Raw genomic sequence first — 21,621 nt, 5'->3', positions numbered from 1 at the left:
TTATGTTCTCTGCCCTACACCGTTTAAAGAAATCGTCCAAATACTTTATTTTGCTAAGCGCTTTAACCCCAAGCTTACTTTATGCTTTGCCATCCGGCGTTAAAGAGGTCACTAGCGTCGAAGGTGTAACAGAGTATGTGCTTGAAAATGGGTTAAAGGTGCTGTTTGCACCCGATTCTTCACGCTCTAATACTACCGTCAACATGACGTATCTGGTTGGCTCTCGTCATGAAAACTACGGCCAAACAGGCATGGCGCATCTGCTTGAACACATGCTCTTTCGTGGCACACCCACCATGCCTAATGCACTTGGAGAATTCTCTAAGCGTGGTTTAGCAGCCAATGGCACGACCTCTTTAGACAGAACAAACTACTACGCCACTTTTGCTGCCAACCCTGACATTTTAAATTGGTATTTAGATTGGCAAGCTGATGTCATGGTGAATGCTACTATTTCGAAGGCGGATTTAGATGCCGAAATGACAGTAGTACGCAACGAGATGGAGCGGGGTGAAAACAGTCCGTTTCGGGTGTTAATGCAAAAAATGCAGGCAGCGGCTTTTCAATGGCATAGCTATGGCAAAAGCACGATTGGCGCACGGTCTGATGTAGAGCTTGTTGATATTGAACAGCTGCGTGCCTTTTACAAGCTGTACTATCAACCTGATAACGCCGTATTAATTGTGAGTGGTCGTTTTGACGAAGACGCGACCTTAGAACACATTGCTAAGCAATTTAATAGCATTCAAAAACCAACCCGTGACTTACCCCCTGAATACACCGAGGAACCCGTTCAAGACGGCTCTCGTTCCGTTACAGTACGACGTCATGGCGGCTCTCCCTTGATTGGGGCTCAATATCATATCCCAGCGGAAGCAGACCCTCAGTTTACGCCCCTAAGCTTAGGCGTTTCGATTCTAAGCAGTACGCCTTCTGGCTTACTTTATAAAAACCTAGTAGAGAAAAACTTAAGTACGAGTGCATTTGGTTATGCTGCTGGGTTAAAACAACCCGGCTATGCGCTGTTTATGGCTGAACTACAAGAGGGTATGGATCAGCAGCAAGCATTAAACGTGTTAAATGACACCTTGGAAAAGCAAAATGACGCTATTTCCTCTGAGGACTTAGAACGCGTACGCAATCAGTGGCTCAATATGTGGGCTCAAACCTATGCAGACCCAGCAAATTTAGCTGCGGCCTTATCTGAAAGTGCGGCCTCGGGCGATTGGCGCTTGTTTTTCTGGCAACGTGATCAAGTTGAGCAGGCCAAACTTGAAGACGTGAAAGCCGAGTTGAAAACATGGCTAGTTCCTGATAACCGAACCAATGGACTGTATGTGCCTACGGATGCCCCCGAGCGAGCGCCACGTGCCACGACGCCTGATACTCAGTTACTACTGCAAGACTACCAAGGCAAAGACAGTACCAGCGCCGCCGAGGACTTTGAGCCAACCCCAGAGCACATTAACAACTCAACGCAACGAGATCAATTAAGCCTAAGCGATGATTTAGGCGTCATTAAAGTCGCGCTACTGCCTAAACCTACCCGCGGTGATCGAGTTAACGCCATCTTATCTCTACGTTTTGGTGATCCTGAAAGCCTAAAAGGGAGCTCCTTCATTGGCAGCGCGACGGCTAGTTTGCTGCCACATGGCACCACTACGCTTAGCCGTCAGCAAATTGAAGATCGCTTAACCGAGCTACAAGCTTCAGTGGATTTCAGTGGCGGCGCGAATGGCGTCGAAATCAGTATGGAAACCACTAAAGATCATCTCGCGGAGGCCTTGGCTGTAGTGATTGACGTGTTACGCGAGGCCAACTTCCCCGCGGCTGAATTAGATAAATATAAAGCGCAACGTTTGACGCGCATTAGTAATGCACGCACAGAACCTTCTGCGGTGGCCACTCAGGAGCTGGGTCGCCATTTAAACACCTGGCCTAAGGGAGACATACGTTACACCCCTTCATTTGATGAGTCTGAGGAAAGTATCAATTCGCTCACGCAGGCTGATCTACTGGCTTTCCATGAGCGTTTCTACGGCGCTGGCGATATCCGCTTTAGTGCAACGGGTAGTTTTGACCCTGAAGCTGTGAAAAAAGCGCTCGTAGAAGGTTTTACGGGGTGGCGTAAAGCGCCTGCCTTCGAGCGCGCCGCCGACCCTTATCAAGCCATTGAGTCGGCGCATCTCACCATCGACACCCCCGATAAAGCCAATGCGTTTTATATAGAAAATCTGCCGGTGAATTTACAAGATACGAGCGACGACTTTGTGCCGTTATACCTAGCCAACTACCTATTAGGTCAATCGGAGACATCACGGCTTTGGAACCGCGTTCGCGTCACCGAAGGGTTATCCTACGATGTACGCAGTCGCCTCAATGTTTCCTCTTATGAGCCTAGCGCTAACTGGACTATTTATGCCATTCATGCCCCAGAAAACTCGCAAAAACTTCAGGCAGTCATTGCTGAAGAGCTCAATGCGGTATTAACCGAAGGCTTTAGCGACGAAGAAGTTCAAGAAGGCATCAATGCGCTATTGCGTTATCGCACACTGGCGCGTAGCAATGACAGCGTTTTAACAACGACCTGGCTGAAGTATATTGATTTAGACCGTGACTTTTTATGGTCTAGCCAAGTGGACGAGGCGTTAAGCCAATTAACTGCCAAGCAAGTCAATGCGGTAGTAAAAAAATACCTTAAGCCCGATCAATTTAGCTCAGCCCTAGCCGCTGATAAATCCAAGCAGCAATAAGTGATTTAGCCCCTAAGCACTCTTAGGGGCTTTTTCAAAAGAGGAGGCGTTCGCATTCCCATTTACCGTTTAATACGGCTTGACGCACCAAAAAGAGCACGCGCTCTTTAATTAAGTCGATGGCTTGGTTCGATGCCATATCGACGTGTTCGCATAAATAAAGCGTACGCCGTACCTCGGGCTCGATAATTTCCCTATAGACCAACCCAGAATCATGGACGCGTTTTAACGCATAGGGCAAAGTGGCAATCGCCCCACCAAACCCTTCACGTAAGAAAATATGCACAGCGCTAACGTTATCCGTTGCAATGGTGGCGTGCTGCTCGAGGGATTTTTGCAGACTGGGATTGTCCATAATAGAACGCCCCGTTACCCCTTTACGCAAAAGAATAAATGGTAACCGCAGTAGCTCCTCTACAGGCAACGGCAAGGTGGGATCACCTACGATTTCGGCTTTACCCACAAATACCATCCGCTCTTCAATGAGTGGCATTGAACGTATGACAGCGTCTTGGGTCGGGTTATAAGCTAAAGCGAGATCAATCTTTGCATCAAATAGCTGTTGTAGCGTACTGCCTGACACCGTTTCTGAAATGGTTAAATCAATACCCGGGTATTCTTTAATTACCATTTCCATCAGGTCTTTACCGATCATCTCGACTGAGGTGTAGGCCATGCCAATAGCGACTGTGCCTTCATAACTTTGTTGCCATTGCAATAGCTCTGTCTTGGCGGTAGATAAAATCGCAAACACGTGTTTAGCATGCTCGTACAGCCGATCACCTTGCGGAGTAGGCTTTAAACCGTGACGGCTACGTATAAAGAGAGCACATTGAACACGGGCTTCTAGGTTAGCCAAGTGATGACTTAATACAGAGGGGGCTGAGCGCTCTTGTTCAGCGGCTCGAGAAATGCCTCCGGCCTCGTAGATTGCCACGAACGATTGCAGTTGTTTTAAGTTCATCGTTCTATTTTTTCGAAAGACCCCATTGAATATTTATAATTTTCGTAAAGAAAAATCAATGATAACCTCATTTGCGTTTGGAGGATGTCTGATGAGTCAAGAGTTTTTGCCTTTACAAGGAATTCGTGTCATTGAAATGAGCCATATGATTATGGGCCCATCGTGTGGCATGTTTTTAAATTTTCTTGGGGCTGAGGTGATTAAAATTGAACCACCTAGTGGCGATAAAACCCGTTATCTTACTGGGATGGGGCGGCCTATGTTCCCGCTATTTAATCGGGGCAAGAAATCCATTCAGTTGGATTTAACCACCGAGGCAGGCCGTCAAACGCTAGATAAACTCCTAAGCACCGCCGATGTATTTGTAGAGAATTTTAAAGATCACTCGCTGACAAAGATGGGGGCAGATTTAGAGCAAATGCGCATCAAACACCCCAAACTTATTATTTCTTCTTGTAAAGGCTTTTTGTCTGGCCCCTATCAAGACCGTACGGCTTTAGATGAAGTCGTCCAAATGATGACAGGTCTCGCTTATATGACCGGGCCAACTGGGCGTCCGCTGCGTGCTGGTGCCTCGGTTAACGATATTATGGGTGGGCTATTTGCGGCATTCTCTGTCTTGGCCGCTTTATTAAAACGTCAAGAAACGGGCGAAGGCAGTGCCATTCGAGTTGGCTTATTTGAAAACTGTTTACTTTTAGTCGCGCAGCACATGGTGCAATTTGCCCTCGAGGGACGCAATCCACCTCCTATGCCTGAGCGTGAGTTTTCTTGGCCTATTTACGATATTTTTGAAGATAAAAACGGGCAACAAATTTTTATTTCTGCTGTGACCGAAGGACAGTGGAAAACCGTGTGTGAAATTCTCCATCTAGAGGCGTTGCTCAGCGATGCGCGTTTACAGACTCGTCCCGATCAAATTGATGCACGCTCATGGACGTTGCCGCTAATTGCCGCTCAAGTGGCTCAGCGTACGGTAGAGGAACTTTCTGCTCAGTTTGAAGCACACGGCATCCCTTTCTCGCCTATTGCTAAACCTTCTGACATGTATAACGACCCGCATGCCATGCGCGAGGGGGCGATGGCGGAATCATTTTGTGAAGACGGCTCGTCATTTAAAGCGCCCTCTTTGCCTTTCGAAGTTGACGGCAGCCTCGTCACAGGTGGCGGCAATGTGCCGGCCAAAGGCCAAGATACATTTGCAGTGTTAGAGGCTCTAGGATTAAGCACCAAGGAAATTCAAGCGGCCAGTGGCCTCAAGGAGGCTCCTTAATGAGTCTGGGTACGATCTATCCGGCCCAACAGTTGTGTTTGCGCGAAGTCGGTTTGCGTGATGGCCTGCAGCTAGTCAAGCAATTCCCAACCACTGTCGATAAAAAAGCATGGATCCAGCAGGAACACCAAGCCGGTGTGCGCTATTTTGAGGTCGGTTCTTTTTTACCCGCTCATCGTTTTCCGCAATTTGCAGATGTACGAGAGCTGATTGCATTCGCTAAAACGTTGGATCACAGCGTTGTGTCGGCATTGGTGCTAAACGAGCGTGGTGTTGTGGATGCATTGACCACAGCCGTAGATGAAATCATGTATGTGGTCTCGGCCACCGAGCAACATAGTCTAGCCAATAGTGGCAAAACTCGAGCCCAAGCCATTGAGCTGCTGCAACGTGCGGTGGCGCTACGCGATGCACAAGCGCACCCCGCCATTATTAGCACAGGTATCTCGATGGCCTTTGGTTGCTCTTTAGCAGGCCGGGTAAATCCTGATGAAGTTTTAGACCTAATTGGGCAATGCTTTGAGGCAGGCGCCGATATGGTGGCATTAGCTGATACAGTAGGTTATGCCAACCCACAACAGGTACGCGCTTTAATGCGTGCGGCTCTGAATGCCTTTCCAAACCAAGCCATTGGCCTACACTTGCACGATACGCGTGGCTTAGCCCTTGCGAATGCTACCGTAGCACTCGAAGAAGGAGTGCGGATTTTGGATGGTTCGCTCGCAGGCTTAGGCGGGTGTCCATTTGCCCCTGGTGCCACTGGCAATGTTGTTTTCGAAGATCTGGTGTATCTTTGTGACAGCATGGAGCTCCACACTGGCATTGACCTAGAGGGCCTTCTCAGGACACGTCATCTTGTTGCTGCAAGTATGCCGCACGAACCGCTCCAAGGCGCATTAGCCCAAGCTGGGCTGCCACGCCTTTAATGTAAAACTAACTACAACCTACTCTCTCGGAGACCGATCATGTTAAAAAGCTTGAAACTCACTGCCGCCGCCTTGGCTTTAGGCATGACCTCTTCTATGGCTTGGGCTGCCGATTACACCATGCGCCTCAGCCATCAATTTCCACCTACACACCCTACCGCTCAAGCCATGGAGCAGTTTGCTAAAGACGTAGACGCCGCTACAGACGGCAAAGTAGAGGTTCAGGTCTATGGGGCCGCTCAGCTCTTTAAGCCCAACCAACACCACAGTGCCGTAGCGGGTGGGCAAATTGAGTCAGCGATTATTCTTTCCATGCAGTGGGGCAGTACCATTCCAGAAATGTCGCTGTCCATGATCCCCTATTTGATGTCTTCCCCTGCTAAACAAGAAGCTTTTATTGGTTCCGAAGCAGCAAAAATTCTTGACAAAAAAATGGAACAAAAAGGCGTCAAAAACATTGGCTGGTTAGTGGACACTAACGATTTAATCGTGACCTCTTCTAATCATTTACTGGATACCCCTGAAAGCTATAAAGACGTTAAAATCCGTGGTCTAAACAAACAATTTGACCAGGGTTTGATTGCATTGGGCGCGGTCCCCGTTACGATGCCTGGTTCTGAAGCCTATCAAGCCTTACAAACCGGTATTGTCGATGCCGGTATTACCGCCATTCAAGCTGCTTACTCACGTAAATATTACGAAGTACAGAAATACGGCGCCGCCTCTGCCATTGTGGTTGTGTTCGATAATTTAGTTGTTAACCCTAAATGGTGGGATGGGCTACCGCAAGATATTCAACAAGCCATTCAAGGTGCCGTCGATAAAGCCGTCGATAACTCCATTATTCGTTACGAAGGCGTCAATGAAAAAGACATGCAACACCTCGCTGAAAACGGCATGGAAGTCGTTGCGTTAACACCTGAACAAATCGAGCCGATTAAAGCCATTATGCAACCGGCTATTATTGCCGAGTTTTTAAAAGGCACAGGCAAAGATGGTCAGGCTCTTATTGATATGGTTGAAGCCCTGTAATTGTTATGCAACACACGCTTGATACGCCCACTATCCAGCAAGATGGACCGCTTCTGTACTACTACGGGCGGTTCATCATGCGCATTTGTCAGTTTGCGATGGCTATTGCTTGCGTACTGCTTTTGGTTGATTTGGTATTAGTGGGTTTAGCTATTCCCATGCGCTATGTGTTTTCTAAGCCCATTATTTGGGCTGATGAGGTCATTGCCCTTTCTTTAACAAGTATTGTGATGCTAGGTGCGCCAGAAGTCTTACGCCGCAATGGCCATATTGGTGTAGATATTCTTATTTCGCACCTATCAGCAAAATGGCTGCCTTGGGCTCAACTCTGGGCCAGTCTTTCTGTTTTGTCGATGACAGGCATACTCATTTTTAATGGTTGGCATACTGCTATGTTCGCCAAAATGATTGGTAGCCTGACAGAAGGTCACCTAGAGCTTCCGGTTTGGCAGCTTCAGCTTTTATTGCCTATTGGTGGGGTGTTACTTTTGCTCGTTACCATTGAGCAGTTGTGGCGAAGCACACGTCACATCATCAAAGGCACGGCCAAGGTATAAAGCATGCTAGTTCTTATTATTCTTATTACCTTGCTGGCACTCCTATTTACAGGGGTTCCTATCTTTGCAGGCTTAACCTTGTATGGCGGCGCACTACTGTTAATGGTGCAAGGCGACTTTGGTTCTGTTTCAGATATTATTTTTGGTGAACTAAATCGGTATTTGCTTGTAGCCATTCCGCTGTTTGCTTTTATGGCTCATATTATGATTAAAGGTCGGGTGGTTGATGATTTATACGACACCGCCTATACCTTTACGCGTCATCTACCGGGTGGATTAGCCGTTGCTACGATTTTAGCGTGTACAATTTTTGCGGCTATTTCTGGCTCAAGTATTGCGACCGCGCTGACTATTGGCTCGGTTGCCATTCCTCAAATGATTCGCTATGGCTACGAGCCCAAAATGGCGTATGGAGTTGTTGCGGCGGGCGGGACCTTAGGTATTCTTATTCCTCCGTCTAGCCCTTTAATTTTATATGGTGTTACTACCGATGCCTCTATCGGCGCTTTGTTTATTGCAGGGGTAATTCCTGGCTTATTAATGGCATTTATTTTTGCATTATGGGCCATGTTTCGCTGTGCTAACCCGGCTTTAAATATTCGTCGCGATCAACGCGCCACTGGAACAGAATTGTGGTCTGCGTTTAGGAAATCCATTTGGGCTTTATCCTTGCCTGTTTTTGTTCTAGGTGGAATGTACTTAGGTATTTTTACTGCTACAGAAGCCGCTGCAGCTGGGGTATGGTTAGCTCTGTTTGTAACGGTATTTATTTACCGTAGTATTGGGTGGAAAGATATTTGGGAATCAGCCAAAGAAGCGTGTTCATTATCGGCTATGTTATTTATGATTTTAGCTGGTGCCACGGTCTTTGGTCACGTGCTGACTAAAATGCGAATCCCACAAGAAATTGTGAATTCTTTAGTAGCACTTGATGTAGGGCCTGTCGGTTTTATTCTTATTATGATGGCATTAATTATGGTGTTGGGCATGTTCTTAGAGTCCATTGCCATTATCTTAATTACTATGCCTGTAATATTACCCGCTATGGCTCACTTGGGCATAAATCCTATTTGGTACGGGATTTTATTAGTTATTAATCTAGAGATTGCCATGATTACCCCCCCTGTTGGCATGAATCTATTTACTATTAAAGCCATTACCAATGCAGATTTTATACAAATCGTTAAAGGTTCTGCTCCGTATGTACTTTTAATGTTATTGGCCTTATTGCTAGTATTTTTATTTCCACAATTAGCATTATGGTTGCCCGAACTCATGATGAGTAAATAAAAAGACAACCCACACAGTTGTATTTAAAACTGCCGCATACACGGCAGTTTTTTTTAACTATGCATCCGCTAGTTGGTATAGACGGGTTCGCCTAGATTTAACATAAGACGGTTGGCCCAACCAAAAATGGCTACGGAATGGATTAAGTCGAGAATTTCGACGTCGTCCATACCCTCGTCTTTAAGCGCTTGAATATACGCATCATCCAAATGATCTGGCTGTTTGGTTAAAGACGTGGCTAATTCTATGATGGCTTTATCGCGTGAGGTTTGAGCAGCAGTAGCGGGGTCGGCAAACACGGCCTCGACCATGTCCGCACGCTTAGATAGCTGCTCGAAACGCTGCGCATGGACCGATGCACAATACACGCAACCATTAATTTGCGACACAGTGAGAGCGCCTAGCTCGCGGTCAGCACGATTTAAGCCACGTGGCGCATACATAATGGCGTTATAGGTATGAGAGCGATGATTTAAAATTTCTGGCTGGTGGACTAATAAAAGATAATAATCCGAGGTTTTAGCCTGTGGATGGCTGGCCTCTAGCACGGCTATCTGTTCAGGCGTGGCCTGTTCTACCTTAACTACATCTAACCAAGCCTTCCACTCTAGGCTTTCATTGGTAAACCCATTGACTTTAATGACATCAGACATCGCGGCTCTCCAAGCGTTGCATGGCTTTTAACCCCGTTACCAAGCGGACTTGGTAAGATAAAAAAGCAATTAATTGACTTAGGGTAATGCAGTCGGGCGTGGGCACACCGGCTTGCTCTAGCTGCTGAATAGCGGCTTTATCCCCTTCAATGGGTTTAAGTGTTAATGTGCGTGTAAAAATTAAAATAGCTTGTACGATGGGGTCAGAAATGGCGTTAGGCTGATCTGCCGCCACGGCTTCTAACCACTGACTGGGTACATTGGCCTGCTGTGCTTGCGTCACATAATGCTGATGAAGCTCTTGGGCCTGAGTTAACTGGGTCGCATACACGGCCACTAACCAACGCACACCCAAATCCAAATGCAGTTCAGGGCTAAATAACGCTTCGTAGCTAGCTTGGGTGCCATGACGAACTTTGTCTCTGAATACGCGGGCTGCATGCGTACTGCTTGGGGGTGTTAGACCCAACACGTGGTCAATAAGATCGGTACTACCGGAAGAGTTCATTGTTTTTTGCCTCGTTGTGCTCTAGATAAAAATGCTTTGATGGCTGACCAGCTCGTCGCATCAGACAATGCGTTTGCATCAGGACGACCGCCACTGGTACTGACCCGTTTCGACACAGGGTGGGTGTAAATTAACTGCGTAGTAGGAATATAAGGAAATACAATACTGTGCCCTGCATCGGGTGTGTCGACCCACTGGACCTCATGTGTGTAGCCGTATTGCGTTAAACGCTCTACCACCATTTGACTGTAGAGACTTGATGGCCATGCGCCGTCGTCCGTGCCCGATAATAAAATAATAGGAGCCTGGATGCGTTCTACAGGGATACGGGCTCGCTCCACCGCCTCGGGGTCTTGCAATGCCGTTAAGATGGCTTTTTCATGGCGGTGGGGAGCTGGCCCCTCGTCATAAGGGGCCCACGTTGCTGTTTTATTATTGGCCCATACATGTGTGAGCGGCTCACCATTTAATAACCAAGCAGGGCCTTCACGACCAATAGCAGGATCCGCTGCATTTTGCCCACTGTGCACCACTGCCCCCGGTACGTAAGCCACTACCGCCGACACGTCCTTGGGGTAAGTACTGGCTAATAGCAGCACTAATTCGCCGCCTCGAGATTGGCCATTAATCGCCACAAAATCGTTTAACGGCGCATAGGTCTGGCGTAACCAATCTAAGCCCTTTTTGAAATACTCTAAGGGCGTATTAGAAATGTAATCAGACAAACCAGGCGCTTTAAAATACGCTAACGCAAAGGCAAGATAGCCGTGCGATGCGTACAAGGCAGCTCGCGGCTCATTGATACCGCCACCCGAGCCGTTTAGTATCATTACCGCCGGATGCGGCCCAGCTGTAGCTGGGATAAACACGGTACCTACTAAGCCGTTTTCACGTATTTCTACGCGTTGTACCCCTGGAGCAGCTAGGCGCTGAACCAACTGTCCAGCTAGCTGCACGGTGTCACCGACGACCTCGACTTCGGTGCAGATGGGGTCAGTGACCTGAGCCCCAAAAACCTCACGCTCACCCTCTTGCTCGGGTCGTTGTGACCAAATAAGCCCCATAGGATCTACGCCCTCGTAACTGCCAGACAGAGGGGCTTGAGTGCTTAAATCGATCGTACCGTTAGCATCGGCTTGAAATATCGCCTGACTTTGCCATAGCTGCTGCTGCCCACGGTACGTGCGGGTACGCAACTGCACCTGCTGTCCTGAAGCCAAGCCGCTTACACGTATTTGCCTAGGTACATCAATTAGGTCATCAATAGGTTCGATCGTCAGTTGAGGGTGAGTCATTGTGATGCCTTTACTGTTTAGAAACCATAACAGGTACCGTACGATCAGAGCTTAATGGTTTCACCACTAGCCCTTTTTTCGCTGCCCAAATATTTTTGTAATGAAATAAAGGAATAACCCCTACCTCTTCTGCTACAGTTTTTGCAGCCTGCTGCATAATCGCTTCGCGTTTAGCGGGATCAAACTCGGCTGTTACGTCTTTTAGACTGCCATCCAGTTTTTCACTGCTGTAATGACCCCAGTTTGATGCCCCTAGACCTGCTTCAGCATTGGGTGTAGCCAAGATGTTCACCATCGCATATGAAGCCTCACCTGTGCCATTGCCCCATGCAATCACAGACATGGCGTAGTCGTTTTTGCGAGCCGAGCTAGAATACACCGCCCAAGGCACCACTTCCACATTAGTTTTTACGCCAATGCGTGTCCAAAACTGGGCGACGGCTTGAACCGTTTCTGGGGCCAGCGGATAACGATCCGAAGGCACATGCACACTAATTTGGAAACCTTCTGGGTATCCTGCCTCGGCTAAGAGTGCTTTTGCTCGCTCGGGATCAAAATCAATCGCAGGAATTTCCGGGTTATACCCAATAGAGCCCTCTGGCATCCACTGGTTGGCTACCGTTACCCCACCTTGCAAAATACGATCGGCAATGGCGTCACGATTAATAGCCAAAGACAGCGCCTCGCGCACACGCACATCAAGCAATGGGTTTTTCTCTAGCGGCTTGCCCGCGTTGTCTTTAATGAAATCGTTAGACTTGGGATTAAAACTAGGTTGCAACAAAAAGACGCGCAGGCCGTTATACGCAAACACATCGACTTTGCTGTCTTTTTCTAGCTTAGGTAGATCCGATACAGACACTTTATCAATCACATCCACGTCGCCTGCTAATAAGGCAGCAGTACGTGAGGCGGCATTGGCCGTATAGGTGTAATCGACTTTATCCCAAATGGGTGCTTCGCCCCAATAGTTGGGGTTTTTCTGCGCCACAATGCGCTCACCTGGCGTATAACTGACCAATGTGTACGGCCCGGTTCCGACTAAAGCTTTACCTGAGTTGAAGTCCTCGCTGCTGGCGTTTTCTGTGGCGTGCTTGCTTACAATGGGCACAGAGGCCAAGTTCAAAGGCAAGTCAGGGTTAGGGACATTGGTTTTGATTTCGAGTGTATTGGGATCAAGAATGGTGACACTATCAATAGTGCGTACATAGCCAGTAAATGGCGCTACCGAGCCGGGTACGTTACGAATGCGCTCAATGGAATACACCACGTCCTCGGCCACAAAGGGCTCGCCATCGCTCCATTTCACGCCTTCGCGCAAACTAAACTGCCAGGTGGTGGGGTCGATGTTTTTCCATTCCGTTGCCAATGAAGGTAAAAGTTGGTTGTGGTAGTTGCCCACCAACATATCAAAGAAAAACAAACCTGCGGAACGATCGCCCGCATAGTTATTAAGCTGAGGATCTAAAGACGAAAGATTATCTGCAAAAGCAATCTTCAAATTATTTTCTTGAGCAAAGGCTGCACTGGAAAGCAGACCTGCCACTAACGAGGCAACAAGCAGTTTTTTCATGGTGATTCCCTTAAATTAATCGATCATTCACAACACAATCAAAAACCTAAACTAGGCTGGCATATCATTTAAATGACAAGCACTCAGGTGCTGAGGGCTTACCTCTTTTAAAACAGGCGCTTGCTCTCGGCACCGAGGCATCGCATAAGGACAGCGTGGGTGAAAATGACAGCCACTGGGTGGATTTAATGGGCTAGGTATTTCCCCTTTAATGGCGACAAATTTTTTCTTTCTATCACTAATGCGTGGAATCTCAGCAAGCAAGGCTTGGGTATAAGGGTGATTGGGACGGGCATAAATGTCAGCCGTTGGGGCTGTTTCCACAATACGCCCTAAATACATAATAGCTACCCGATCAGAAATGTGCTCGACCACCCCCAAGTCATGACTGATAAATAAGTAGGTCAACCCCAGCTCATCACGCAAATCCATGAATAGATTAACAATTTGGGCTTGGATAGAAACATCTAGCGCTGCTACCGCCTCGTCACACACCAGCACCTCGGGTTGCACGGCTAAAGCGCGTGCTATACCAATACGTTGGCGTTGGCCACCACTAAACTGATGGGGAAATCGCTGACGTAATGCGGCGCTTAACCCAGCCCGCTCTAACTGAGCACTCACATATTCGTCTACCTGTTTAGAGGTAGTCAGACCGTGAATTACTGGAGCCTCACCAACACTTTGGCTAATACGCAAACGGGGGTTTAGGCTTGCGTAGGGATCCTGAAAAATCATTTGAATACGCAACTGACTCTGCTGCCATTGAGTTGAGCTCATTTGTGCATTATCTACCCCGTCTATCCATATCTTGCCCGATGTGGGTGGTAGAATTCCCGCCACCATTCGTCCTAGCGTCGATTTTCCACAGCCTGATTCACCCACCAAACCCACGACCTCGCCGGGCCAAATCGCTAAATCCACGTGATTCACTGCTGAGGTCACTACGGGCTTGGCCTGTAAGCCAAGCTGTTGTAGGGTTTGCCTAGCCCAGCTGTTTTTCTTTAAGCCAAACTGTTTTGAGAGCTGTTCGACACGTACCACGGGCTCTGTCATAACACATCCTCCACCGATGGCTGCAAGCTTGCGCTTGGGAAAAAACAACGTACGGCATGCTCGGGCACTAGCTCGACTAGCTCTGGTGTTTGGGCGCACTTAGGTTGAGCGCGCTCACAGCGAGCGGCAAAGGCGCAACCGCGAGGTAAGTCAAGTAAGCTAGGTGTCATACCTTTAATTTGGCGCAAACGCTGCCCACGCGGATTGTTGCTAGGCAAACTGTTAATCAACCCCTCGGTATAGGGATGCTGAGGCCGGGTTAATACCTGATCAATCGTACCTGTTTCTACAATTTTGCCCGCGTACATCACCGCTAAACGATCGGCTAAGCCAGCGACTACAGACAAATCATGGGTAATCCAAATTAAAGCCGTTCCTGAATCCTGAGCCAGTTTTTGAATTTCCGCCAAAATTTGCGCTTGAATGGTGACATCTAATGCCGTGGTTGGCTCATCGGCAATAATTAAATCGGGTTTCAGCAACAAAGCAATAGCGATCGCCACACGCTGCCTCATCCCCCCCGATAGTTGATGAGGATAGGAGGTTAAACGCTCTTCAGGGCTAGGCACCCCCATTAATGCTAAGGCTTGCGCTGCACGCAAACGTGCGTCGGTGCGACTGATTTTTTCATGGGCGCGCAGCGTTTCAATCATTTGCGTGTCTATGCGTAATACAGGATTCAAGGTCATCATGGGATCTTGAAAGATCATGGCAATACGATTACCACGCAATTGACGCATCTGCTTTTCAGTTAAATCGAGTAAGTTCTGCCCTTTATAGTTAATTTGCCCACCCACTATACGGCCGGGCTCATCAACTAGACGCATAATGGAAAAACCCGTGACGGACTTACCCGAGCCGGACTCACCTACCAGCCCTACAATCTCACCAGGCTTTACCTTTAAACTGACGCCATTTACGGCCAGAGCCTGGCCTTCGTCGGTAATGAATGCGGTTTTTAAATCGTGAACATCAAGCAAATAATCGGTATGCATTAGAGCGCCCTCGGGTTATAGATATCACGCAAGCGATCCGCAATGAGGTTTAACGAAACAATAGTCAGCAGTAGAGCAATACCTGGGAAGAAACTAATCCAATACTGGCCAGACAACATGTATTGGTAGCCATTTGAAATAAGTAAACCTAAAGAAGGCTCGGTCACCGGCACCCCTAGACCCAAAAAGCTCATGGTGGCCTCAAGTGTAATGGCTCGCGCCACTTGTAACGCCGCAATCACGATGAGGGCAGGCAAACAATTGACTAAAATGTGACGCAGCATAATGCGCCATTTCGGTATCACAAGATTGTGAGCGGCGGCCACGTATTCTTTTTCTCGTTCAGCTAAGGCTTGACCACGTGCCGTACGCGCATAGTAGGCCCATTCAAGAATTACCAGCGTCAGAATGACATTTCCCACCCCTTTACCTAGGTACGCCAAAATCATCATGGCCACTAAGATAGAGGGAAAAGACAGCATGAGGTCTACGGTACGCATTAATACCGCATCGACTCGCCCTCCGAAATAAGCCGACACAATGCCCAAGGTAGTGCCTAGTACGCTAGCAATTAAAGCAGACCCTAACCCCACAAATAAACTAATCCGCAACCCATACACAATGGCAGAGTACAAGTCACGACCCTGGCCATCGGTGCCTAACCAATAAGTAAAGGTGCCCATGCCATTTTCAGACCCGGGCGCTAAACGTGAGTCCAAGATATCGAGCTGCATGAGGTCGTATGGATTTTGTGGGGTAATCCACGGGGCAAAAATCGCAGCAAATACCAACAAGGTTCCACAAACCAAGCCAAATACGGCACGCTTTGATTGTAAAAAATGACGCCAGTTTTCTTTAAATAAAGAGCTTTTAAGAACTGGCTGCGTGGAATGGGAGGAAGTAGAGACGGTCTTAGTCATGCGCTTGGCTCCTTGCGTACGCGTGGATCAATTAGCCGATACGCCACATCTACCAGAAAGTTAATTGTCACAAACACACAGACGATTAAGATCAGGTAGGCCAAAATAACGGGACGGTCTAAGTTGTTGATACTGTCTAAGATTAATTTACCTGCACCGGGCCAAGAAAAAATACTTTCTGTGACCACCGCACCGGCTATGGTTACGCCCAGCTCAAGCCCGATCACCGTCACGAGTGGAATCATTAAATTGCGTAATACATGCACGCCAATAATTCGACTGGGAGCTAGCCCTTTCGCTTTAGCAAACTTGATGTAGTCCAAAGGTAAAACCTCGCGCACCCCAGCATGGGTTAAACGTATTACCAATGACATCTTGAAAAGCGCCAAATTAAACGCTGGCAGTATCATGTGATAGAGGCCATCGGCGGTCAGAAAAGACCATTGCAAACCCCAAAGGGTGACCGTTGTGCCGCGACCACTAGCAGGTAGCCAACCTAAAGACACGCTAAAGGCCATAATCAGCATTAAGCCTACCCAAAAGGTAGGCAAGGAAAAGCCAAGAATACTGCCAGTCATAATCACATGTGACCAAGTGCTTTTAGGATATAAGCCAGAAATAAGCCCTAATGGCACCCCAACGACCAAGGCAATAATTAACGCAGCAAAAGCCAATTCCATGGTCGCAGGCAAGCGCTGTAACACGAGCTCTAATGCGGGCTGGTTATAAATAAAGCTATAGCCTAAGTCACCCTGCAACGCACTGATTAGAAAACGACCGTATTGTTGCCAAAGCGGTAAATCTAACCCCAACTGCTGCATAATAGCGGCCCTATCTCGCTGATCGGTTTCGGGGCCAATTAAAATATCTGCCGGGTTGCCAATTAAGTGCAACCCAATAAACACAATCAAGGTCATCAGCAGAATAACGACTATGGCTTGTGCAAACCGTTTCAACACCCAAACTATCATGCAGACTCCGTTGCGTTAGGGGAAGCAGGTTGCCATTCGTCCCCTTCTAGCTCGGGTTCGGAAAAAGCCACTAAGCGTTGGTAATACTGTTCGATGTCTTCTTGGTACAGCGAGCCTGCGATATTACGCGCGATGGCTTGAGCGCCATCTGAAATAGCAGGAATATCACCAGAAACCGTGCCATGCGTTGCCACAGCAGGGTAATTAAAGCAATAAATGTGGCTAAGGCTTTTGGCATCGACCCCGTCTTTAGCTTGGAAGGCAAACTGCGCATCTAAATCGGGACAGGCGCTGAGTTCTGCGTCTTCCTGTCCGGCAGGGGGCGTATAGCGATCTGCCCACGTGCGCACGAAAGGCGCAAAGCTGGCGTATTCGGGGCGTAACTGCCAGTCGATTTTGAAGCCTGTAGCCGCGATGAGAAAATCAACCACAAACTCGCCTTGAGTGGTAGCAATATGCAGCTGCTGATTTTTCACCTGAACCTGCTTTATTTGACAGTCCACGTTAAAGTAGGCGTTGTCATGCGATGAAACACGCAGGGTGCTATTACGAGGCGGAGGCACTTGCTGCACGTTAATATAGTGGCGAATACGCCATTTCCATTCATCCGCCAAACCATAAAACCCGTTGACGATACCGGGGTTTCCTGCGCCTTTCCCCTTATTCACAGTAGGAATGGTGGCACGGCGAATTAACAAATCAACCCGTTCGGCACCACTTTCTAACGCGGTGGCAGCACTATCCATCGCGGAAGCGCCAGCGCCAATTACCGCCACTTTTTTTCCTCGTAGCTGTTCATAATCGTAGGGGTCTGACGAATGCGCCCAGAACTGACGGGGAATCGTATCCAAGAACGCTGGCACGGTTGGCCCACCTAGCCCATCGCGCCCTGTAGCCAAAATAATACGTCGGGCTAGAAGTTGTTGAGTTTGGCCTTTGGCTTGTACGGTCAACGTAATGTAGGGCTCTGGGTGCAACTCGACGGCTGTAACTTTATGCTCATTTTTTACAGGCAGCTGTAAAACGGCTCTGTACCAACGCAAATAGTCCATCCACTGCAAACGCGGGATTTTATCTAGCTCAGCCCATTGCTGCGCCCCAAACTGGGCTTCGTACCAAGCTCTGAAGGTTAACGAGGGAATGCCTAAGGCTGGCCCTGTGAGTTGTTTTGGGGATCGCAAGGTTTCCATACGGGCTGTAGTCGCCCATGGCCCTTCGTAACCAACCGGCGCCGCGTCTAAGACTAAAGGCTCTATACCCAAAAAGCGTAGTGCAGCAGCAGCGGTTAGGCCCGCCATGCCACCCCCAATAATCACGACCTCTTCGACTTTTTCGCCATCTACGGTATGGGCATGCACCCAGGTTTTAGCAGGTAACTCCAAGCGAGAGAGGTCTTCTTGGAGCCGTGCCTCTAATTGTTCTAAACCAGCTTTTTGAATTGACATAGGTGAGCTTCGAATAAAAAACCGCCACCTGCTTTGCTACATAGCGTGGCGGTATATGGATTTGGTTGTATCTTCATTTTATAGAATATAGAAACAGTTCTTTATATTGATTGGTAGAAAGCATATAGAACCAATCTTTATTAAGTATAAAGCCCCCACCCGTAAAAAAACGAGTGGGGGCTTTAGGCATTGACTTAGTCCTTGGGGTCACGCCACCGAGGGCGCTTGTTAGGGCCTAAGAAAAAAAACCTTTTACCTTATCTGTCCAGGATTGCGTCTTTGGGGAGTGCTTTTCCCCCCCTGATGTTAACGACTCCTCGAACTGACGCAGTAATTGTTTTTGCTCATCAGTCAATCGCACAGGCGTTTCTACCTGAACATGGCAATACAAATCGCCAGGGTAACTTGAGCGCAAGCCTTTGATCCCCTTGCCACGCAAACGGAATACCTTACCCGCTTGAGTACCCTCGGGAATGGTAATGGCACCGCGCCCCGTTAGAGTCGGTACCTCGACCTCACCACCTAACGCGGCCGTTGTGAAAGGAAGCGGTAGACTGCAATGCAGGTCGTCACCTTCGCGCTCAAAAATGCCATGCGCTTTAAGATGGATTTCCACATAGAGGTCACCGGGAGGGCCGCCGTTGGCACCAGGCTCGCCGTTACCCGCTGAACGAATCCGCATACCATCATCAATACCAGCCGGAATATTTACCTGCAAGGTTTTAGTCTTGCGCACTCGACCTACGCCGTCACACGCATTACACGGGTCGGTAATTTCTTGACCTGTACCATGACAAGTAGGACAGGTCTGTTGCACACTGAAAAAACCTTGCTGCATGCGCACAGCCCCTGCACCATTACATGTGGTACAGGTACGGGGTGAAGTGCCCGGTTTAGCACCAGATCCATCACACACATCACAGTTTTCCCAACTGGGAACCCGAATTTCGGTATCAAAGCCAGTCGCAGCCTGCTCGAGACTGATTTCTAGCGAGTAACGTAAATCGGCGCCACGTTGCACACGTGGACCACCACCGCCACCACCGCGACGGCCCCCACCAAATAAATCACCAAAAATATCACCAAAAGCGTCAGCAAAGTCAGCGCCACCCATACCGCCCATGCCACCCATACCGCCCATCCCATTGGGATCCACGCCGGCATGACCGAAACGGTCGTAGGCGCTACGTTTCTCATCATCGTAGAGAATTTCGTAGGCCTCTTTGACTTCTTTAAACTTATCTTCGGCTTCTTTGCTATCCGGATTACGATCCGGATGGTATTTCATCGCTAATTTGCGATAGGCTTTACGAATGTCCTCTTTGGAGGCATTTTTTGCTAAGCCTAAAACTTCATAAAAATCGCGTTTTGCCATAATGACTTCCAGCGTAATTTACTAGTACAGTAACAAGATAGCCCGATCTCTGATAAAGATCAGAAACCGGGCCCATCCCACATCGCTACTGCAGCGAATTAGTCACGCTTAACTTCTTTGAAGTCGGCATCAACCACATTATCGTCTGCAGAAGGTTGAGCCTCAGCTTGACCACCTTGTTGCGCTTGCATGTCGGCGTAGATAGCCTCGCCTAATTTTTGCGCAGCGGTTGCTAATGCTTCGGTCTTAGCATCGATCTCGGCTTTATCATCGCCTTTGCTTGCTGTTTCCAGTTCAGTCACAGCGGCTTCAATGGCTGCTTTGGTTTCTGCATCCACTTTGTCGCCATGCTCTTCAAGGGACTTACGTGTTGAGTGAACTAAGGCTTCAGCCTGATTTCGAGCTGTTGCTAGCTCGGCAATGCGGCGGTCGTCTTCAGCGTGGGCTTCGGCATCAGCCACCATGCGTTGTACTTCTTCCTCAGACAAACCAGAGCTGGCTTTAATCGTGATTTTGTTTTCTTTACCTGTACCTTTGTCTTTTGCCGATACATTCAAGATACCGTTTGCATCAATATCAAACGTCACTTCAATCTGAGGCTCACCACGACGTGATGGCGGGATACCTTCGAGGTTGAACTCGCCAAGCGCTTTGTTTCCTGCAGCTATTTCACGCTCGCCTTGGAACACCTTAATGGTTACGGCAGGCTGGTTGTCATCTGCTGTAGAAAACACCTGTGAGTGACGAGTTGGAATAGTGGTGTTTTTCTGAATCATTTTAGTCATCACACCGCCTAGGGTTTCAATACCCAAAGATAACGGTGTTACGTCTAATAGTAAGACGTCAGAACGGTCACCTGACAACACAGAACCTTGAATTGCAGCGCCTGTGGCAACGGCTTCGTCTGGGTTCACATCACGACGGGGCTCACGACCAAAAAACTCTTTTACTTTTTCCTGAACCTTGGGCATACGGGTCATACCACCCACCAAGATTACATCGTGGATGTCTGAGACTTTTACACCGGCATCTTTAATGGCGGTACGGCAAGGCTCAAGTGAACGCTCGATTAGGTCATCAACTAAAGCTTCTAATTTAGCACGCGTGATTTTCAAATTCAGGTGCTTAGGACCTGATGCATCTGCCGTAATATAGGGCAAGTTGATCTCTGTCTGTGTGGTAGAAGAGAGTTCAATTTTTGCCTTCTCAGCGGCTTCTTTTAGGCGCTGTAAAGCCAACACGTCTTTGGATAAATCCGCACCACTTTCTTTCTTGAACTCATCAATAATGTAATCAATGATGCGCTGGTCAAAGTCTTCACCACCTAAGAAGGTGTCACCGTTAGTAGAAAGCACTTCGAACTGCTTTTCACCATCGATATCAGCGATTTCAATGATGGACACGTCAAACGTACCACCACCCAAGTCATACACAGCAATTTTGCTATCGCCCTTGGCGGCTTTATCTAGACCAAAAGCCAATGCCGCAGCCGTCGGCTCGTTAATGATGCGTTTTACATCAAGGCCCGCGATACGACCGGCATCTTTAGTGGCTTGACGCTGGCTATCGTTAAAGTAAGCAGGAACGGTAATAACGGCTTCAGTCACCTCTTCACCGAGGTAATCTTCTGCGGTTTTCTTCATCTTACGAAGAATATCGGCAGAAACTTGTTGGGGAGCTAAGGCTTTACCTTGGGCTTCTACCCATGCATCGCCGTTGTCTGCTTTGATAATTTTGTAAGGCATTTTGCTGATGTCGTCTTGAACAGCTTTTTCATCAAAGCGACGACCAATTAAGCGCTTAACCGCAAAAATAGTATTTGTGGGGTTAGTCACTGCTTGGCGCTTGGCTGGTGCCCCAGCTAATACCTCGCCATCATCCATATAGGCGACGATAGACGGAGTAGTACGGCCACCCTCAGCATTTTCAATAATACGAATTTGGTCACCTTCTTGAACAGATACACAGCTGTTCGTGGTTCCTAAGTCGATACCAATAATTTTGCTCATTTTTTATTCCTAGCCTGAATGCGGTT

The 21,621-nt window shown here is 48.2% G+C and carries 18 protein-coding genes; 6 read left to right on the top strand and 12 right to left on the bottom strand.

Annotated elements, in window-relative coordinates:
• Nucleotides 1-2: 2 nt before the first annotated feature.
• Nucleotides 3-2,753, top strand: a complete 2,751-nt coding sequence (locus tag GGR41_RS12700; protein WP_167662217.1) for a M16 family metallopeptidase — start codon at nucleotides 3-5, stop codon at nucleotides 2,751-2,753.
• Between the two features lie 34 nt (nucleotides 2,754-2,787).
• Here the strand turns inward: GGR41_RS12700 and GGR41_RS12695 are convergent, their stop codons facing one another.
• On the bottom strand, nucleotides 2,788-3,717 hold the full coding sequence (locus GGR41_RS12695; RefSeq protein WP_167662216.1) for a LysR family transcriptional regulator: 930 nt from the start codon (nucleotides 3,715-3,717) through the stop codon (nucleotides 2,788-2,790).
• Between the two features lie 91 nt (nucleotides 3,718-3,808).
• Between GGR41_RS12695 and GGR41_RS12690 the strand changes: the two genes are divergently transcribed.
• From GGR41_RS12690 to GGR41_RS12670, 5 genes are read left to right on the top strand one after another with little or no spacing between them, the layout of a single operon-like run.
• On the top strand, nucleotides 3,809-4,990 hold the full coding sequence (locus GGR41_RS12690; RefSeq protein WP_167662215.1) for a CaiB/BaiF CoA transferase family protein: 1,182 nt from the start codon (nucleotides 3,809-3,811) through the stop codon (nucleotides 4,988-4,990).
• Nucleotides 4,990-5,916, top strand: coding sequence for a hydroxymethylglutaryl-CoA lyase (locus GGR41_RS12685; RefSeq protein WP_167662214.1), 927 nt, complete (start codon nucleotides 4,990-4,992; stop codon nucleotides 5,914-5,916). The genes GGR41_RS12690 and GGR41_RS12685 overlap by 1 nt, the downstream gene beginning before the upstream one ends.
• A gap of 39 nt (nucleotides 5,917-5,955) precedes the next feature.
• The gene (gene dctP / locus GGR41_RS12680) at nucleotides 5,956-6,948 is read left to right on the top strand and encodes a TRAP transporter substrate-binding protein DctP (protein WP_167662213.1); all 993 of its coding nucleotides are present in this window, start codon (nucleotides 5,956-5,958) and stop codon (nucleotides 6,946-6,948) included.
• A 5-nt stretch (nucleotides 6,949-6,953) separates the two neighbouring features.
• Nucleotides 6,954-7,505 carry a TRAP transporter small permease gene (locus GGR41_RS12675; protein ID WP_077733747.1) on the top strand — a complete coding sequence of 184 codons (552 nt, stop codon included), beginning with the start codon at nucleotides 6,954-6,956 and terminating at the stop codon, nucleotides 7,503-7,505.
• Between the two features lie 3 nt (nucleotides 7,506-7,508).
• Entirely contained in the window at nucleotides 7,509-8,795 is a 1,287-nt protein-coding gene (locus GGR41_RS12670) for a TRAP transporter large permease (RefSeq protein WP_167662212.1), read from the top strand.
• 68 nt (nucleotides 8,796-8,863) lie between these two features.
• Here the strand turns inward: GGR41_RS12670 and GGR41_RS12665 are convergent, their stop codons facing one another.
• The 11 genes from GGR41_RS12665 to dnaK form a co-directional block, all read right to left on the bottom strand.
• A complete protein-coding gene (locus tag GGR41_RS12665) occupies nucleotides 8,864-9,448 on the bottom strand; it encodes a peroxidase-related enzyme (protein WP_077733748.1) in 585 nt (194 codons plus the stop codon).
• Nucleotides 9,441-9,956, bottom strand: a complete 516-nt coding sequence (locus GGR41_RS12660; protein WP_167662211.1) for a CMD domain-containing protein — start codon at nucleotides 9,954-9,956, stop codon at nucleotides 9,441-9,443. The genes GGR41_RS12665 and GGR41_RS12660 overlap by 8 nt, the downstream gene beginning before the upstream one ends.
• The gene (locus GGR41_RS12655; protein WP_167662210.1) at nucleotides 9,953-11,251 is read right to left on the bottom strand and encodes an acyl-CoA thioesterase/BAAT N-terminal domain-containing protein; all 1,299 of its coding nucleotides are present in this window, start codon (nucleotides 11,249-11,251) and stop codon (nucleotides 9,953-9,955) included. The genes GGR41_RS12660 and GGR41_RS12655 overlap by 4 nt, the downstream gene beginning before the upstream one ends.
• A gap of 10 nt (nucleotides 11,252-11,261) precedes the next feature.
• Nucleotides 11,262-12,824 carry an ABC transporter substrate-binding protein gene (locus GGR41_RS12650; RefSeq protein ID WP_077733751.1) on the bottom strand — a complete coding sequence of 521 codons (1,563 nt, stop codon included), beginning with the start codon at nucleotides 12,822-12,824 and terminating at the stop codon, nucleotides 11,262-11,264.
• Nucleotides 12,825-12,875: 51 nt separating this feature from the next.
• Nucleotides 12,876-13,880: an ABC transporter ATP-binding protein gene (locus tag GGR41_RS12645; RefSeq protein ID WP_167662209.1), complete on the bottom strand. Its 1,005-nt coding sequence runs from the start codon at nucleotides 13,878-13,880 to the stop codon at nucleotides 12,876-12,878.
• Nucleotides 13,877-14,875: an ABC transporter ATP-binding protein gene (locus tag GGR41_RS12640; protein WP_167662208.1), complete on the bottom strand. Its 999-nt coding sequence runs from the start codon at nucleotides 14,873-14,875 to the stop codon at nucleotides 13,877-13,879. The genes GGR41_RS12645 and GGR41_RS12640 overlap by 4 nt, the downstream gene beginning before the upstream one ends.
• Nucleotides 14,875-15,795, bottom strand: coding sequence for an ABC transporter permease (locus GGR41_RS12635; protein ID WP_167662207.1), 921 nt, complete (start codon nucleotides 15,793-15,795; stop codon nucleotides 14,875-14,877). The genes GGR41_RS12640 and GGR41_RS12635 overlap by 1 nt, the downstream gene beginning before the upstream one ends.
• A complete protein-coding gene (locus GGR41_RS12630; RefSeq protein WP_077733754.1) occupies nucleotides 15,792-16,766 on the bottom strand; it encodes an ABC transporter permease in 975 nt (324 codons plus the stop codon). Before GGR41_RS12630 ends, GGR41_RS12635 begins: the two co-directional genes overlap by 4 nt.
• Nucleotides 16,763-18,211 carry an NAD(P)-binding domain-containing protein gene (locus tag GGR41_RS12625; RefSeq protein ID WP_167662206.1) on the bottom strand — a complete coding sequence of 483 codons (1,449 nt, stop codon included), beginning with the start codon at nucleotides 18,209-18,211 and terminating at the stop codon, nucleotides 16,763-16,765. Before GGR41_RS12625 ends, GGR41_RS12630 begins: the two co-directional genes overlap by 4 nt.
• A gap of 235 nt (nucleotides 18,212-18,446) precedes the next feature.
• The gene (gene dnaJ, locus GGR41_RS12620; protein WP_167662205.1) at nucleotides 18,447-19,586 is read right to left on the bottom strand and encodes a molecular chaperone DnaJ; all 1,140 of its coding nucleotides are present in this window, start codon (nucleotides 19,584-19,586) and stop codon (nucleotides 18,447-18,449) included.
• A 98-nt stretch (nucleotides 19,587-19,684) separates the two neighbouring features.
• Nucleotides 19,685-21,595: a molecular chaperone DnaK gene (dnaK, locus tag GGR41_RS12615; RefSeq protein WP_167662204.1), complete on the bottom strand. Its 1,911-nt coding sequence runs from the start codon at nucleotides 21,593-21,595 to the stop codon at nucleotides 19,685-19,687.
• Nucleotides 21,596-21,621 lie beyond the last annotated feature (26 nt).

Source organism: Paenalcaligenes hominis (assembly GCF_011927625.1).
Lineage (GTDB): Bacteria > Pseudomonadota > Gammaproteobacteria > Burkholderiales > Burkholderiaceae_B > Paenalcaligenes > Paenalcaligenes hominis.
This window is presented reverse-complemented; position numbering and strand designations above follow the sequence as displayed.